General features: G+C 69.2%; 9 protein-coding genes and 2 pseudogenes. 8 read left to right on the plus strand and 3 right to left on the minus strand.

The genetic code is table 11. The features are described 5' to 3' along the window. The 6 genes and pseudogenes from ACFY7E_RS32095 to ACFY7E_RS32120 all read left to right on the plus strand — a co-directional run. The coding region (locus tag ACFY7E_RS32095; protein WP_389491200.1) for a polymorphic toxin-type HINT domain-containing protein at positions 1-5311 on the plus strand (5311 nt) is incomplete at its 5' end. 42 nt (positions 5312-5353) lie between these two features. Continuing rightward, positions 5354-5884 (plus strand): hypothetical protein, encoded by a 531-nt coding sequence (locus tag ACFY7E_RS32100; RefSeq protein WP_389491202.1) that lies wholly within the window; start codon positions 5354-5356, stop codon positions 5882-5884. Positions 5885-6548: 664 nt separating this feature from the next. Beyond that, the gene (locus tag ACFY7E_RS32105) at positions 6549-7310 is read left to right on the plus strand and encodes a hypothetical protein (protein ID WP_389491204.1); all 762 of its coding nucleotides are present in this window, start codon (positions 6549-6551) and stop codon (positions 7308-7310) included. A 223-nt stretch (positions 7311-7533) separates the two neighbouring features. Next, positions 7534-7824, plus strand: a pseudogene (locus ACFY7E_RS32110) (AAA family ATPase); the annotation flags it as partial. 62 nt (positions 7825-7886) lie between these two features. Then, positions 7887-8174: a hypothetical protein gene (locus ACFY7E_RS32115; protein WP_389491206.1), complete on the plus strand. Its 288-nt coding sequence runs from the start codon at positions 7887-7889 to the stop codon at positions 8172-8174. A 204-nt stretch (positions 8175-8378) separates the two neighbouring features. Next, a complete protein-coding gene (locus ACFY7E_RS32120; RefSeq protein WP_389491208.1) occupies positions 8379-8708 on the plus strand; it encodes a hypothetical protein in 330 nt (109 codons plus the stop codon). 213 nt (positions 8709-8921) lie between these two features. Here ACFY7E_RS32120 and ACFY7E_RS32125 read toward each other — a convergent pair whose 3' ends face one another. After that, positions 8922-9266: a hypothetical protein gene (locus tag ACFY7E_RS32125; protein ID WP_389491211.1), complete on the minus strand. Its 345-nt coding sequence runs from the start codon at positions 9264-9266 to the stop codon at positions 8922-8924. A 53-nt stretch (positions 9267-9319) separates the two neighbouring features. Beyond that, positions 9320-9709: pseudogene (locus ACFY7E_RS32130) on the minus strand (transposase); the annotation flags it as partial. A 277-nt stretch (positions 9710-9986) separates the two neighbouring features. On the opposite strand from ACFY7E_RS32130, the gene ACFY7E_RS32135 reads away from it, so the two are divergent. Then, positions 9987-11258, plus strand: coding sequence for a serine hydrolase domain-containing protein (locus ACFY7E_RS32135; RefSeq protein ID WP_389491213.1), 1272 nt, complete (start codon positions 9987-9989; stop codon positions 11256-11258). Between the two features lie 11 nt (positions 11259-11269). Here ACFY7E_RS32135 and ACFY7E_RS32140 read toward each other — a convergent pair whose 3' ends face one another. Further along, positions 11270-11545, minus strand: coding sequence for a hypothetical protein (locus ACFY7E_RS32140; RefSeq protein ID WP_389491215.1), 276 nt, complete (start codon positions 11543-11545; stop codon positions 11270-11272). Between the two features lie 594 nt (positions 11546-12139). Here ACFY7E_RS32140 and ACFY7E_RS32145 point away from each other — a divergent pair. Beyond that, complete coding sequence (locus ACFY7E_RS32145; protein ID WP_389491239.1) at positions 12140-14122, plus strand: amino acid transporter; 1983 nt, start codon at positions 12140-12142, stop codon at positions 14120-14122. Positions 14123-14219: the final 97 nt, after the last annotated feature.

The raw sequence follows: 14219 nt of genomic DNA on the forward strand, positions 1-14219 counted from the left end.
CGAGAACGACACCAAGGAGTGGAAGCGGGTCAACTCCGCCAACGCCGCCTCCAACGTCCCCAAGCTGACGGTCACCTACAACTACCGGCCGCGCACGGGCACCAAGCAGGAGGCGGGTCCGCCGTACTTCTCCTACGGCGGCGCCTACACCGTCAACACCCTCACCCCCACGCTGCGCGACACCTTCGTCGACGTCAACGGTGACAAGGTCAACGGCACCTTCCAGATCTTCGACAACGCCACCAACACCCAGGTCGGCAACGTCATCGTCTCCCCCTGGGCACCCTCCGGGCAGGTCGCCTCCGTGACCGTCCCGGCCGGTGTGCTCGCCAACGGCAAGACGTACAAGTTCCGCACCAACCCCTACGACGGGACCCACTACAACCTGGGCTGGTCGGCGTGGAAGACCTTCACGGTCGACACCACCAACCCGTCCGCGCCCACGAGCGTCACCTCGACGGACTACCCGACCACCGCGTGGGTCAAGGGCGCGGGCCAGGCCGGCACCTTCGCCGTCACCCCCAACGGCACCGACCACAACTGGCTGGAGTGGTCCCTCGACGGCGTGACCTGGACCAAGGTCGCCACCGCCGGCTCCACCGCCGCCAAGGCCATCAGCGTCACCCCGCCGAAGGACGGCACCCACAGCCTCCAGGTGCGGCAGGTGGACAAGGCCGACAACAAGTCCGAGCCGGTCGAGTACACCTTCCACGCCGGCCCTGGCGGGTTCGTCCAGCCGAGCGAGGGCGAGCGCACCGCCCGTCGCCTGCCGCTGGTCGCTGAGGCCGACGGCGCCAAGTACGACAAGGTCTCCTTCTCCTGGCGCCGTTCCGAGGCCGACCCCTGGGTGACGATCCCGGCCGGACAGGTCACCTCCGGCGGCACCGCGCTGACCGCCTGGCCGGTGCCTCTCAGCGGCGGCAGGAACAGTCCGCTGGTGTGGAACGCCACGGATACGGTCGATCCCGACGGCACCGTCCAGATCAAGGCCGACTTCACGGGCCCCAACTCCGCGACCGGCAGCACTCAGCCCCTCTCCGTGGTCGTCGACCGCAGCGCATCCGGCGCCGCGGTGGACGAGATCGGTCCGGGTTCGCTGAACCTGCTCACCGGTGACTACAGCCTGTCCACCACCGACACCACGCACTTCGACCTGTCGGTGACCCGTAGCGCGTCCTCCCGCAAGCCGGACGCCGGTGCGCAGCAGACAGGTCAAGCGGCCGTCTTCGGCAAGGAGTGGGTCTCGGGCACAGCCGCCGAAGCCACCAACTCCGACTACTCGCACCTGCGGAGGATCTCGGACACGGCCGTGGCCGTGGTGGATCTGGAGGGTGAGGAGACCTCCTTCACCGCGAACGCGGCCAAGAACGGCTGGGTGCCGGAGCCCGGCTCCGAGGAGCTGACGCTCACCGGGAGCGTGACCGGCAGCTTCACCCTTTCCGACACCGAGGGCACGGTCACCGAGTTCACCAAGCCGGACCCGGCCTCGACGACCTGGCAGGTCTCCAGCGCACTGCTCGACGGCATGGCACAGACCACGACGACCGTCGTCTCCGAGACGGTGAACGTCGCCGGCAAGACGCTGGCCCGTCCCAAGCGCGTCATCGCGCCCACCTCGGCGGCGTCCGCCGCGACCTGCACCGCGACGCCCGCCACCAAGGGCTGCCGCTCGCTGGAGTTCGTCTACGCGACCGCCACCACGGCCAACGCCACCACGCTCGGCGACTTCGTCGGCCAGGTGAAGGAGATCCGCCTGTGGTCGACCGAGCCCGGTGCCGCCTCGGCGACTTCCAAGGCCGTACAGACCTACCGGTACGACGACGCGGGCCGGCTCACCGAGACGTGGAACCCCCTGATCAGCCCCGCCCTGAAGACGCAGTACGGCTACGACATCGCGGGCCGCGTCACTCAGGTCACCCCGTCCGGCCAGCTGCCGTGGACGTTCACCTACGGCAAGGCCGGCGCCGGCAGCGCGGCCGGCGACGGCATGCTGCTCAAGGCAGCGCGGCCCGCACTGCGGCAGGGCACCCTCGACGTGGTCGAAGGAACGGCCGCCACCAGCGTCGTCTACGACGTGCCGCTGACCGGCGCCACCGCCCCCTACAAGATGGGCGCCGCCGATGTGAAGGCGTGGGGCCAGGCGGACGTGCCGACCGATGCGACCGCCGTGTTCCCCGCCGACGTCGCCCCGGCGTCGAACGCCGGCAGCGCCCTGTCCGCCACGTCCTACCAGCGTGCGGACGTCACCTACATGGGCGCCTCGGGCCGTGCGGTGAACGCCGTCACGCCCGGTGGGCACATCACGACCACCGAGTACGACCGCTTCGGCAACACCGTCCGTGAACTGACCGCGGCCAACCGGGCCGTGGCGCTCGGCACGAGTGCCACGGATCGTGCCATGCAGGCCGAGCTGGGCATCGCCTCCGCGGCCTCCTACGAGCGCGCCGACCTGCTCACCACCAAGTCCGTCTACAACGACAACGGCACCCGGGAGCTGGAGGAGTTCGGCCCGCTGCGGCGCGTCGACCTCACTACGGACCTGAAGTCGGGCACCACCACCCTGGTGACGGCCGGCACCTCGGTCGTGGCTCGTAGCTGGACCGTCAACGACTACGACGCAGGCCGTCCCACCGATGGGACCGCCGCGGTCAAGGACCAGGTCACCAGGGTCACCACCGGCGCTCAGGTCCGCGAGCACCCCGGCAGCCACGCCGAGAAGCGTGTCGCCGAGACCCAGTACGACTGGGCCAGGGGCCTTCCGACGAAGTCCGTCCAGGACCCGGCCGGGCTGGCGATCACCACCACGACCGAGTACGACGCCCAGGGCCGCGTCACCAAGACGTACAACACGGGCAGCACAGGGGCCGACGCGGGCACCGTGGTGACCACCTACTGGTCGGCCACCGGCACCGGCACCTGCAACGGCCGCCCGGAGTGGGCCGACCTGGTGTGCTCCACCGGCCCGGGAGGCGCCATCACCGGTGGTGGCAGCAACCCGGCGCAGCTGCCGACCACCACCACCCAGTACGACTGGTGGGGCAACGCCACGGTCGGCGCCGACACCGCCAACGGCGTCACCCGGACCTCGACCACCACGTACGACGCTGCGGGCCGACCCGTCACGGTGAAGGTCACCGGCGGCAGCGGGCAGGCCGTCCCGGAAACCACCACCGAGTACGACCCGGCCACCGGGCAGGAGACCCGTACGACGTCGCCGACCGGCGGCACCATCACACAGGTCTACGACAAGCTCGGCCGGCTCGCTTCGTACACGGACGCCGACGGCGGCAGGACCACTACCGAATACGACCTGCTGGACCGTCCGGTCAAGGTCGGCGACACCGTCCCCTCCGCGGTCACCTTCACCTACGACCACACCGCAGAGCCACGTGGCCTGGCCACGAAGACGACGGACTCGATCGCGGGTGTCTTCCAGGCGACGTACGACGCGGACGGCTCGGTCGCCACGGAGAAGCTGCCCGGCGGGTACACCCTCACCCAGACCGAGGACACCACCGGCACTCCGGTCGAACGCACCTACATCCGTGACAGCGACGGCACCGTGGTGATGTCCGACGCGGTCACCGAGTCCGCGCAGGGGCAGACGACGAGCCACGCCGGGTGGTCGGACCAGACCTACCGCTACGACGCCGTCGGCCGGCTCGTCCAGGTCGACGACACGGTGGAGACGGTCTGCACCCGGCGCACCTACGGGTTCGACAAGCACGCCAACCGCACGTCCCTGACCACGGCCGCTTCGACGCCCGGCACGGACTGCCCCACCACCGGAGGAACCAGCAAGACCTCGACGTTCGACAGCGCCGACCGCATCATCGACGCGGGCTATGTCTACGACGCGTTCGGCCGCACCACCACCCTGCCGGGTGGCGTGAACGTCGGCTACTACGCCAACGATCTCGCCCACCAGCAGACCAGCGGCACCAAGCGACAGACGTGGACCCTCGACGCCGCGCTGCGCTTCCGCGGCTGGACGGTGGAGAGCAACAGCGGCGGAACCTGGTCGCCGACCGAGAACAAGCTCAACCACTACGACGGCGACAACGACAATCCGCGCTGGATCGTCGAGAACACCGCCACCGGGGCCCTGACCCGCAACGTCGACGCCCTCTCCGGGAATCTCGGCGCGGTGACCAGCGCCACCGGTGACACGGTGCTCCAGTTCACCGACATCCACGGTGACGTGGCGCTTCAGCTTCCGCTCAACGCGGGCGAGGCACCCGTCGTCCTCGACACCGACGAGTACGGAAACCCGCGCGACAAGCAGCAGCCCGTGCGCTACGGCTGGCTGGGCGGAAAGCAGCGCTCCACCGAGACGGTGGCCGGCTACACCCTCATGGGCGTACGCCAGTACAACCCCGCCACCGGCCGCTTCCTGTCCACCGACCCCCAGCAGGGAGGCAACGCCAACGCCTACGAGTACTGCTCGGCCGACCCGGTCAACTGCTTCGACCTGGACGGCAAGTGGGGCTGGAAGAAGTTCTTCAAGAAAGCCAAGCGCTGGGCCTGGCGCAACAAGTGGGACATCGCGCTCACCGCGGCCGGATTCATCCCCGGTCTCGGTGCCGCCGCCTGGGGCTACCGCGCCTACCGTGGCTACCGCGCCCTGCGTGCCGCACGCACCATCGCCCGCAGCTGTCGCCGAAACTCCTTCCTGCCCGAGACACCGGTCGTCATGGCCGACGGCAGTACCAAGCCGATCGGCCAGGTAAAGGTCGGCGACCTGGTCCGGGCCGTGGACGAGATCACCGGCGAGGCCAGGGTCTCCCCGGTCTCCGACGTGATCGTCGGTCACGGCACCAAGGACCTGGTCACTCTGTCCGTGGACGCGGACGGCGACGGCCGGTCGCGGGAGATCACCGCGACCGCCAACCACCCCTTCTTCGTCCAGGGCCGCGGATGGGTCGACGCGGTGCGGCTGACCCCGGGCTCACGCTTGTCGAACCCGAACGGCACCGCCCCCGAGGTCACGGCCACCCACCGCACGCAGGCGGTCCGCACCGTCTTCAACCTGACCGTCGCCGGCACCCACACCTACTACGTGGTCGCCGACGGGCAGCCTTCCCTCGTCCACAACTGCGCTCGCCGGATTCCCAAGAAGCGGGGTTGGAAGGATCTGCGTACGCCGACGAAGTTCAAGTCGAAGGCGCAGGCGATAGCAGCCGCCCGACGCGACGCCCGGATGGGCGGCCGCTGCCGCTACCGTGGAGTCTGCTCCTCGGGCAATCACGTCCACGTGGACTACTTCAACAGGCGCGGGCAGATCTCGCACACCCGCCACTACAACTGGTGACGGGCGAAACGGCCGGAACGCCGGAGAAAAAGGAAACGGTACATGAGCATCCCTGCCGCGCTGAATGAACTCGTGACCGCCTTGACCGAACACGCCAAGGTGATGGCCGAGCGGGAAGTGGCACCTCAGAAGGCTGTCGACGTCATCGAGCGGGTGCGCGTCGCCGCGGCGCGTTACTCCGACGCGACCTTCGACTCATCGGGGTGGGGAAGCCCGTTCTCCGACCTGTTCGAGGACGAGGACCAGGTCGAGGAAACGGAGGAGGACGGGTCCGGTGACGGCGCGGCATCCGCAGACGCCGAGCGCATCAGCATCACGGGCCGCTGGGACTTCGTCGTGACGGACCGGGAGCAGTGGTTCGCGCACGTCACCCGGGAGCTGGACGATCTGGGAGCCGGCGACTGCGTCGTGGAACTGGACAGTGCCGCCCAGGCGATGCACGAACTTCTCACCCACGATGATCCCTTCCGCGGTCACACGCGCCACGGACTGACGGACGGCGGTCAGGACTGGATGATCGAGCAGATCCCGAAGACGCTGTCCGAAACACCGGACGAGGAGTATCGCGACTGAACCGCATCAGACGTCGGCAATGTCGGAGAACGATGATGCTGACGTAGGAAGCGGACGACGAACGTCGGGGCGGCCAGAATTTCCTGGCCGCCCCGACCCATGTCGGTGCGCGCGGCGTCGACCGGTCGCTCTGGTTTCGCCGCCCCCGGCTCTCCGTGCGTGCTCCGGAGAGCCGGAGCCGGATCATATGGGGGACCTATGTGAGTGGGTGGGCGTCAGCGGGATTGCGGTGTTGATGTCCTGGTAGTGGGTGTGGGGCGGGATCGTAGTCGCTGTCATGGGGTGACCAAGCGGCTGTTGTGGGGTGGCTAGCAGGTTGGTTGCTGGCTGTCATGGCTTTGGCTGTTCCTGTGTGCGGGCGGGCGGGCGGGCGGGGTGGGGCGGGCTGGCCTGTATGACGGTTCACGGGGCGGCGGGTGTGGCCGAGGGCGGGGCGGGGTCGGCTGGGGCTGGGCCGATGGAGGGTGTGTCGTTGGCGCGGGGTGTGGTGGTACGGCGGCTTCTTGCGGTGGATGGGGAGGGGACGCTGTCGCGGTTGCATGTGCGGATCGCGGCGGAGCTGGCGGGGGTGTCGGAGCGGACGGTGTGGCGGTGACTGGCCGATGGGCGCCGAGGGCATGTTGAGGCGCGGCCGCGGCAGGACGGGTTTTCGCTGAGTGACGCTTTGTGGGAGATCCTCGCGCAGCCGGGCGGGAACGTCGCGGAGTTGCGCCGCAGGATGCTCCGGGCCCAGGAAGAGGGGGCCTTGGAGCAGTGGGGTGCGGAGTGTGTGCCCTCGCTGCCGACACCGCACCGCGTGATCAAGCGGGATCTGGGAGCGGGCCGGGTTCTTGAAGTGGCGCGTCCGGCCGGGGCCCGGGTGGGGCTGGAGCCGAGCCGGTATGACCGGGCGCTGGCGGATCTGGGGCTGGTGGACGGGCAGGGTGGTCCGCTTGTCGTCGACGGCCCGCCCGCCGACGGGCCTGTCCCGGAGGGTAGTGCCGCGGATGCGGGGGTGCGGGGCGGCGGTGTGCGGTTGTACGTGCCCGGAGCGCGTCTGGTGTCGACCCGGCAGGTGGCCGCCGTGGTGGAGGCTGTGGGACATACGGTCGCGGCGCGCGGGATGTGCTGCGTGTACGGGGACACGGGCCTGGGCAAGACGGTCGCCGTCGAGCAGGCGTTGCGTCTGCTGCCCGGCCGGGTGCCGGTGTGGCGGGCGGTGGCCGGCGTGGCGCCCGGTCTGCCGCAGCTGCGGGCCTCGCTGTGTGAAGCGCTCGGGCTGCAGTCGGGGGCGCTGCCGCACCGGGCTGGGCCGGCCGGCCGGGCTCTGGTACGGGCACTGGGGCCGCCGAGCACACCGACGCCTCGGAACCGGCGCTGCCGGACCTCATCCCGCCCGCCGCGCCCCCGGCCGACTGGCGCACCCCGGCTTCCCTGGCCGCGCTGACTGGCCCCGACCAGCGCAATGCGTCTACACCCGGCCAGGGCGGCCTTTCTTACCCTGACGCCCCGGACGGGCGGGGCGCACCTTCCACCACCGTAGAAGACGGAGACGCCTCGTGACCGCGGCCACCTACCAGTACGTCGACCTTCCCGACGCCTCCGCGGTCACCACCCGCGCCCTGCTCACCGCGCGGGAGAACATCGGCGATACGATCGCCGCCCGCGCGATGACGTGTATCCACGGCGGCGCCGGCTTCGGCAAGACCCTCGCCGTCAACACCTGCTTGCGTGAACTCGAACCCGGCGAGGACGTCCGAAAGATCACCTTCCGGGCCCGGCCCACCGCCCGAGCGGTGCGCTACGAGCTGTTCACCGCGCTCGACCTGGCCGGCGAGCCGCCGCGCCACCCCAGCGAATTCGACCGCCTGCTCAAGACCGCCCTGGCCGAACGCCCCCGTACCTTCCTCGTCGACGAGGCCCAGTGGCTCACCGGGGAGGCGTTCGAGTGCTTCCGCTACTTGTGGGATGAACCCTCCACCCGGCTCGCGATCATCTTCGTCGGCGGCGAGGGCTGCCACACGTGCTGCGCCGCGAACCGATGCTCTCCTCCCGCATCTTCATCTGGCAGCACTTCACCCGTCTCACCCCCAGAGAGGTCGGTGAGACGATCCCGCTGTTCCACCCGGTGTGGGCCGGCGCCGACCCGGCCGACATCCCCTTCGCCGACCGGCATGCCGCGCACGGCAACTTCCGTGACTGGGCCCGCCTCACGGCCCATGTCCGCCTGGCGCTGGCCCACACAGGCCGGCCACGGGTGGACCGGGAGGTGCTGCGGTGGGCGTTCAGCCGGCTGGGGGGCTCCGGCTGACGCCCCGGTCCGCGGCGTATCGCCCGTGAGCAGGAGCACCGAGGGAATGCGAGAAGGGGGCGGACCAGGGTGGGGCTGCTGGATCCGATCAACGCGCTCGGCGAGATCGCCGTGGACGTGCTTGCGTGCGGTCCGGCCACCTCCCGGTGATGCCCGCCTCGCAAGGCGCTGCGCACGACGGGCCGTCCGCCCTTCACCGTGGTCGTGGACAGCGCGGATGACGTGCGCTTCACGCATACGGTGCTGGCCGCGCACGATCCGGCGGCAGGGCGGGTCGTTGTTCACCCCACCGTCGGCGGGGGAGACCGGCTGCTGTGGCACGACATCCTGCACGCAGTGGCCGACGGCCGACCCTTGCGAGCCCCCTCCTGCGCCGCCCGCGGCACTGCCTTCGCACAGGAGCGCTCAGCACACGCCGCTCTCAAGGCCGCAGCCGTACGCCGGTCAACCGTCCTGCGGGCGCACCGCATCGGATGGGGCGTCCGGGCCGATCTGGTGGCACTGCACTGCACCGCACCTGCGGCACAGACGTGACGATGGCGCATCACGCCGGGCTGCCCGCAGACGTGGCGCATTTGCTGCGCCACTGCGACCACCGTGTTCTCACCTCGCACATCGATGTGCAGGCCCTCTATCCGCCGGCCCGGACGTCGGGGGAGTCCTGGGCGGAGGGACGTCACCGGTGACTGGCCGTGCTGGGAGACGGTGCTGCGCCGGGCAGTGGCACGTGAGGGGGGAGAACTCTCCCTATGCGCCAATGAAACAATGGAATGTTGTCCCGTTGCCTTCAGGGGTAGGGCGGGTGTCATGTTGTACGACTTGGGGATTGAACCGCATACCGACCTGGCTGGCCTTCCGCCGGGTGACGGTGTGCCTGCGGGTGCTTTGCAGCGGGATGCTGCCCTGCTCGGCAGACTGCTGGCCGACGCCGGTCAGGGCGACGGCGCGGGGGAGCGGGGGGTGTCGGACGCTGATGCGGCTGCAGCCCTGGCCCTGTTCGACGACATGCGGACGGCGTTGGACCGGCTGGAGGCGCAGGTCGTCATCGAGGCCCGGCGCCGGGGTATGGAGTGGCGGCAGATCGTCGGCCATCAGGGAATGAAGTCCTCTCAGAGGTCGTTTTCGCCCAATGTTTCATCCCAAGATCAGGTGGTCTGCGGGCTTTTCAGGTCACGCCGGGAGATGGTGTTCTCGCTCGTGAGGCGGCGAGCCATGAGACTGGTCATGGCGAGGTGGATCATGGCTTCGGAGCAGGTGGGCAGGTTTTCGTAGTCGCGGGCCAGGCGGCGGTTGAGCATGAGCCAGCCGTAGGTTCGCTCGACTGCCCACCGTTTCGGGATGGGAGTGAAGCCCCTGGTTCCGGGCTTACGAGCGGCGATCTCCATGTCGATGCCGAGGGTGGCGGCATGCTCCACGAGGTGTTGCCGGTAGCTGCCGTCGACCCACACCTTGCGGATGCGGGGATGGCCGAGGGCGACCCGGTCGAGCAGCGCGGCGCCGGCGCTGGAGCCCGCCGCGGTTACCAGCACGGTAAGAGGTGGTCGCCGGCAAGGTTGGCGAGCACAGCAGCTCCACCGGGTCGAGTTCGGCTGTGTGGACGGGGAACCGCTCCAGGGCCGGCCAGTCCTGTTCGTCGACTCAAACCCGCATGTCCCGGCTCCAGTGGGCCGACAGCCCGTCCCAAACCAATATCACCCGCTCGTCGCAGTAGGGATGTTGATCAGAGCGACCACGGGTCCGTTCGACCATGCGGATGAAGCGTGATGAACCTAGACTTTTCAGAAGCTAATCCTCTCTTGAGGGAGGCTTTCCATGAGCGGTTCGTTCTTCCGTCGACGTGACGTGCGCGTCGGCGCGGCCCTGGTAGTAGCGCTTGCGCTGCCGGCCTCGACCGGTGCGGCATATGCGGCACAGGGCCCACCGGGCGTCTTCGCGGCCGCGCTCCCTTCCGAGGCGCAGCCTTCACCGTCGTCTGGCGAGGCGTTCCGCACGCTGACGCCGCAGGTGCGTACTCAAGTGGACGCGGTAGTCCGCAGGGCCCTGAAGGAGGCTGGGGTGCCAGGAGCGATCGTGTCCCTGGCGGCGCCGGGCAAGGGCGAGTACGTGCGCGCCTACGGCGTCGCCGACAAGGCCACCGGGGCGCCGATGCGAACGGACTTCAACACTCGGATGGGTAGCGAGACCAAGACCTTCACGGTGACGGCGATACTGCAACTGGTCGACCGGGGCAAGCTGAAGCTTGACGATTCGATCGGGAAGTATGTCGACGGGGTACCGAACGGCAGGAAGATTACCCTGCGGGACCTGGCCGACATGCGCAGCGGGCTGTTCAATTACAGCGAGGATTCAGCCTTCCAGAAGCAGCTTCTGGGAAATCCCCGGCAGCCGCTGACCCCACAGCAGCTCCTGGACTACTCCTTCCGGCACCCGGTGAACTTCCAGCCCGACGCACGCTTTGAGTACAGCAACACCAACCTGATCCTGCTGGGGCTGGTGGTGGAGGAGGTCTCCGGGCAGCCGCTGAAGGACTTCCTGCGGGAGAACATCACCGGGCCGGCCGGGTTGCCGGACACCTTCCTGCCGACCGGGGCGGAGTTCCCGCAGCCGCACGCCCAGGGCTACACCGACCAAAGCGCCGGATCGGCGCAGGAGATCGCAACCGATTGGGACCCGTCCTGGGCATGGGCGGCCGGCGCCATGATCTCCACTGTCCGCGACCTGCGCTCCTGGGCCCGCACAGTAGCCACCGGCACCCTGCTGGAACCGAACACGCAGGCCGATCGGCTCGTGCCACGCAGCACGTTCGCTCCCGGCATCGGCTACGGCATGGGCATCTTCCTCACCGAAGGGTGGATCGGGCACAACGGCTCACTGCCCGGCTACGAGTCGGTGACGGTCTATCTGCCCGAGGCACAGGCCACCATGGTAGTGGTGCTCAACACCGATGACGCAGCCCCGGACGGGGAGGAACCGAGCACCGTGGTGGCGGAGGCGGTCACCAAGGTGGTCAGCCCCGAGCACGTGTACACCATCCCGGCGACGCCGGCCACACCGACGAAACCGGCCCCAACGCCCTCCTCCTGAGGGCTGCCGCCTCAAGCGTCATGCACTATCTCGTCACCGACGCCAGGCAGGCCGGCCGTGAACGCCTCGGCCTCGTTGATCACCCAGTGGAACACCAGCGTGCGCTTCAGGTTCTCCTCGGACGAGGTCTTCAACAGCACCGTCCGGAGTTCCGCGAGCCAGGCCCCGCGCAGCTCCTCGGACCGCCACAGCCTACGGGCAGAGCCGAAAGCTCTACAAAACCGCGCCGGGATGTCGGCCTGTATCCGCTGGGTGGATGGTGCCGAGCCGATGCTGCGCGGCTGCATACAGGCGTTAAGAAAGCGATAGGAATCGTCTTGCCGCAGGCTATGGAGGAGGGGTGGCGGGAGGCTTCCGGTGTGACTGATTTCTGGGGGTCCGATCGCCGTGCTCGGCGGGTCGCGTATGTGCTGGCTGTGGCTGGTGTGTGCCTGATCGCGTTGGGAGGCGCGATGGGGTCCCTGTGGGTGATAGGGGTCGGCGTGTGGTTGTTCATCGCCGCGATCTTGATCGATCTGATCCGGCGCCCGTAACCCCTGCCTGTGCAACAGTGCAGTCGAAGCTGCACGTTAATGATTTCGATCAAGGAAGTGCCTGGCCGGATGCCTTGCTCTTGAGGCGGCAGGATGATCCCGGCAGGTAAGACCTGGCAGGCACCGGAACGAAGAGTTCCGAACATGTCATGGTGCTACCGACTCCCGTTCCTCCACGGCGGTGAACCGTCTCCGGGCGCTTCTCGGTGCCCTCGCACGAAGCATCACCGGCGTGTTCAGGGCAGACGAGGTGTGTTGCCGGGAGGCCGCATACTCGGTGATCGTCTCGTCGTGAGAGCGGCGGGTGATGAGCATGTGGGTTGGGAGCGAGGAAGGTCGATGAGAAATATGAGGGACGCGAGCGGTCCGGTCGTGCCCGAGGTGGTGGACAGCCCCGCGCTGCGACCGGAGCCGACCGGGCGCCTGGCGCGGTGGATGCTGCGCCACCGGGTACAGCCCGTGGGACCGGCGGCAGGGGAGGGGCACGGCGAGCCGCACGCCTGGTGGAAGGTGATGTGCCTGACCGGGGTCGATTACTTCTCCAGTCTCGCCTACGTACCGGCCATTGCCGCTCTGGCCGCGGGGGCGGTCTCGCCCCTGGCGACCCTGCTGATCGTGGCGTTGACACTGCTGGGCATGCTGCCGATGTACCGGCGGGTGGCCAAGGAGAGTCCGCACGGCGCCGGGTCCGTGGCCATGCTGGAGGACCTGCTGCCCTTTTGGTGGGGCAAGCTGTTCGTGCTGATCCTGCTCGGTTTCGTGGCCACCTCGTGGATCATCACGATCACTCTGTCGACGGCGGACGCGTCGGTGCACGTCGTGGAGAACCCCTTCTTCCCCGAGGCCCTGCACGGTCACGAAGTGGCTCTTACGGTGGCCTTGCTGCTGGTGCTCGGCGGGGTGTTCCTGCTCGGCTTCAGCGAGGCCGTCAGTGTCGCCATTCCGCTGGTCGCGATCTTCCTGGTGCTCAACGCCGTCGTCATCGCCGTCGGCCTGGCCCACGTCATCACCACGCCGGGCGCGTTCTCTGCTTGGACCGACGCGCTCGTCGAGGGTGGAGGCGGATTCGGTGACCTGATGGGCCCGGCGCTCCTCGCCTTCCCGCTGCTCGTGCTCGGCCTGTCCGGCTTCGAGACCGGGGTGAGCATGATGCCTCTGGTGGCGGCCGACGGCGCCGACGACGAGCAGCGGCTGCGCTCGCGTATCCGTAATACCCGTCTGCTGCTGACCACCGCCGCGCTGATCATGAGCGTCTATCTGCTGGCCTCCAGCTTCGTCACCACCGTCCTCATCCCCCACGAGGAGTTCGAGCCCGGCGGCGCGGCGAACGGCCGGGCCCTGGCCTGGCTCGCGCACGAGCACGTCGGGGAGGCGTTCGGCACCGTCTACGACATCAGCACCATCCTCATCCTGTGGTTCGCCGGCGCCTCGGCCATGGCCGGACTGATCAACATCGTCCCCCGCTACCTCCCCGGCTACGGCATGGCCCCCGAATGGGGGCGCGCGGTACGCCCCGTGGTGCTCGTCTACACCGCCCTGTGCGTCCTCATCACCATCGCCTTCGACGCCGACGTCGACGCCCAGGCCGGCGCGTACGCCACCGGCATCCTGGCCATGATGGTCTCCGGCGCCTTCGCCGTCACCGTCTCCGTGGCACGCTCCGGCCGCCGGGCGGTCGCCGCCGGTTTCGCGCTCCTCACCCTGGTCCTGCTGTACGCGCTGGTCTACAACATCGTCGACAAGCCCGACGGCATCACCATCTCCGGCTTCTTCATCGCCGGCATCGTCGCCGTCTCACTGATCTCCCGCGTCTCGCGCACCACCGAACTGCGCGCCGACCGCCTCGTCTTCGACGAAAACGCCCGCCACTTCCTCACCGACACCCTGGCCCACGACGACGCCATCAACATCATCGCCAACCGCCGCCAGGCCGGCGACGGCGCCGAGTACCGCGACAAGGAACGCGAACAGCGCGGCACCAACCCGGTCCCGGGCCGGGCCGACGTCCTGTTCCTGGAGATCGACGTGGTCGACCCCTCCGACTTCAGCGAGGTCCTCACCGTCCACGGCGTCGAGGTGGACGGGCACCGGATCCTGCGCGCCCAGGCCCCGGCGGCCCCCAACGCCATCGCCGCGATCCTCCTCGCCCTGCGCGACACCACCGGCGTCAAACCCCACTGCTACTTCGCCTGGGCCGAGGGAAGCCCCCTGAAGCACATGTTCCGCTACTTCCTCCTCGGCCGCGGTGACACCGCCCCCGTCACCCGCGAGATCATCCGCCGGCACGAACCCGACCCCGACCGCCGCCCCGGCATCCACGTCGGCGGCTGACCCGTGACCGGTCCGGCCGGTACACCCAACGAAAGCACCCTGGGTGGTCACTGGCGATGCCGCCGGTCCGGCCGACCCACACCACCCAAGGACACGA

The sequence above is a fragment of the Streptomyces sp. NPDC012825 genome, assembly GCF_042900925.1.
In the GTDB taxonomy this organism is placed as follows: domain Bacteria; phylum Actinomycetota; class Actinomycetes; order Streptomycetales; family Streptomycetaceae; genus Streptomyces.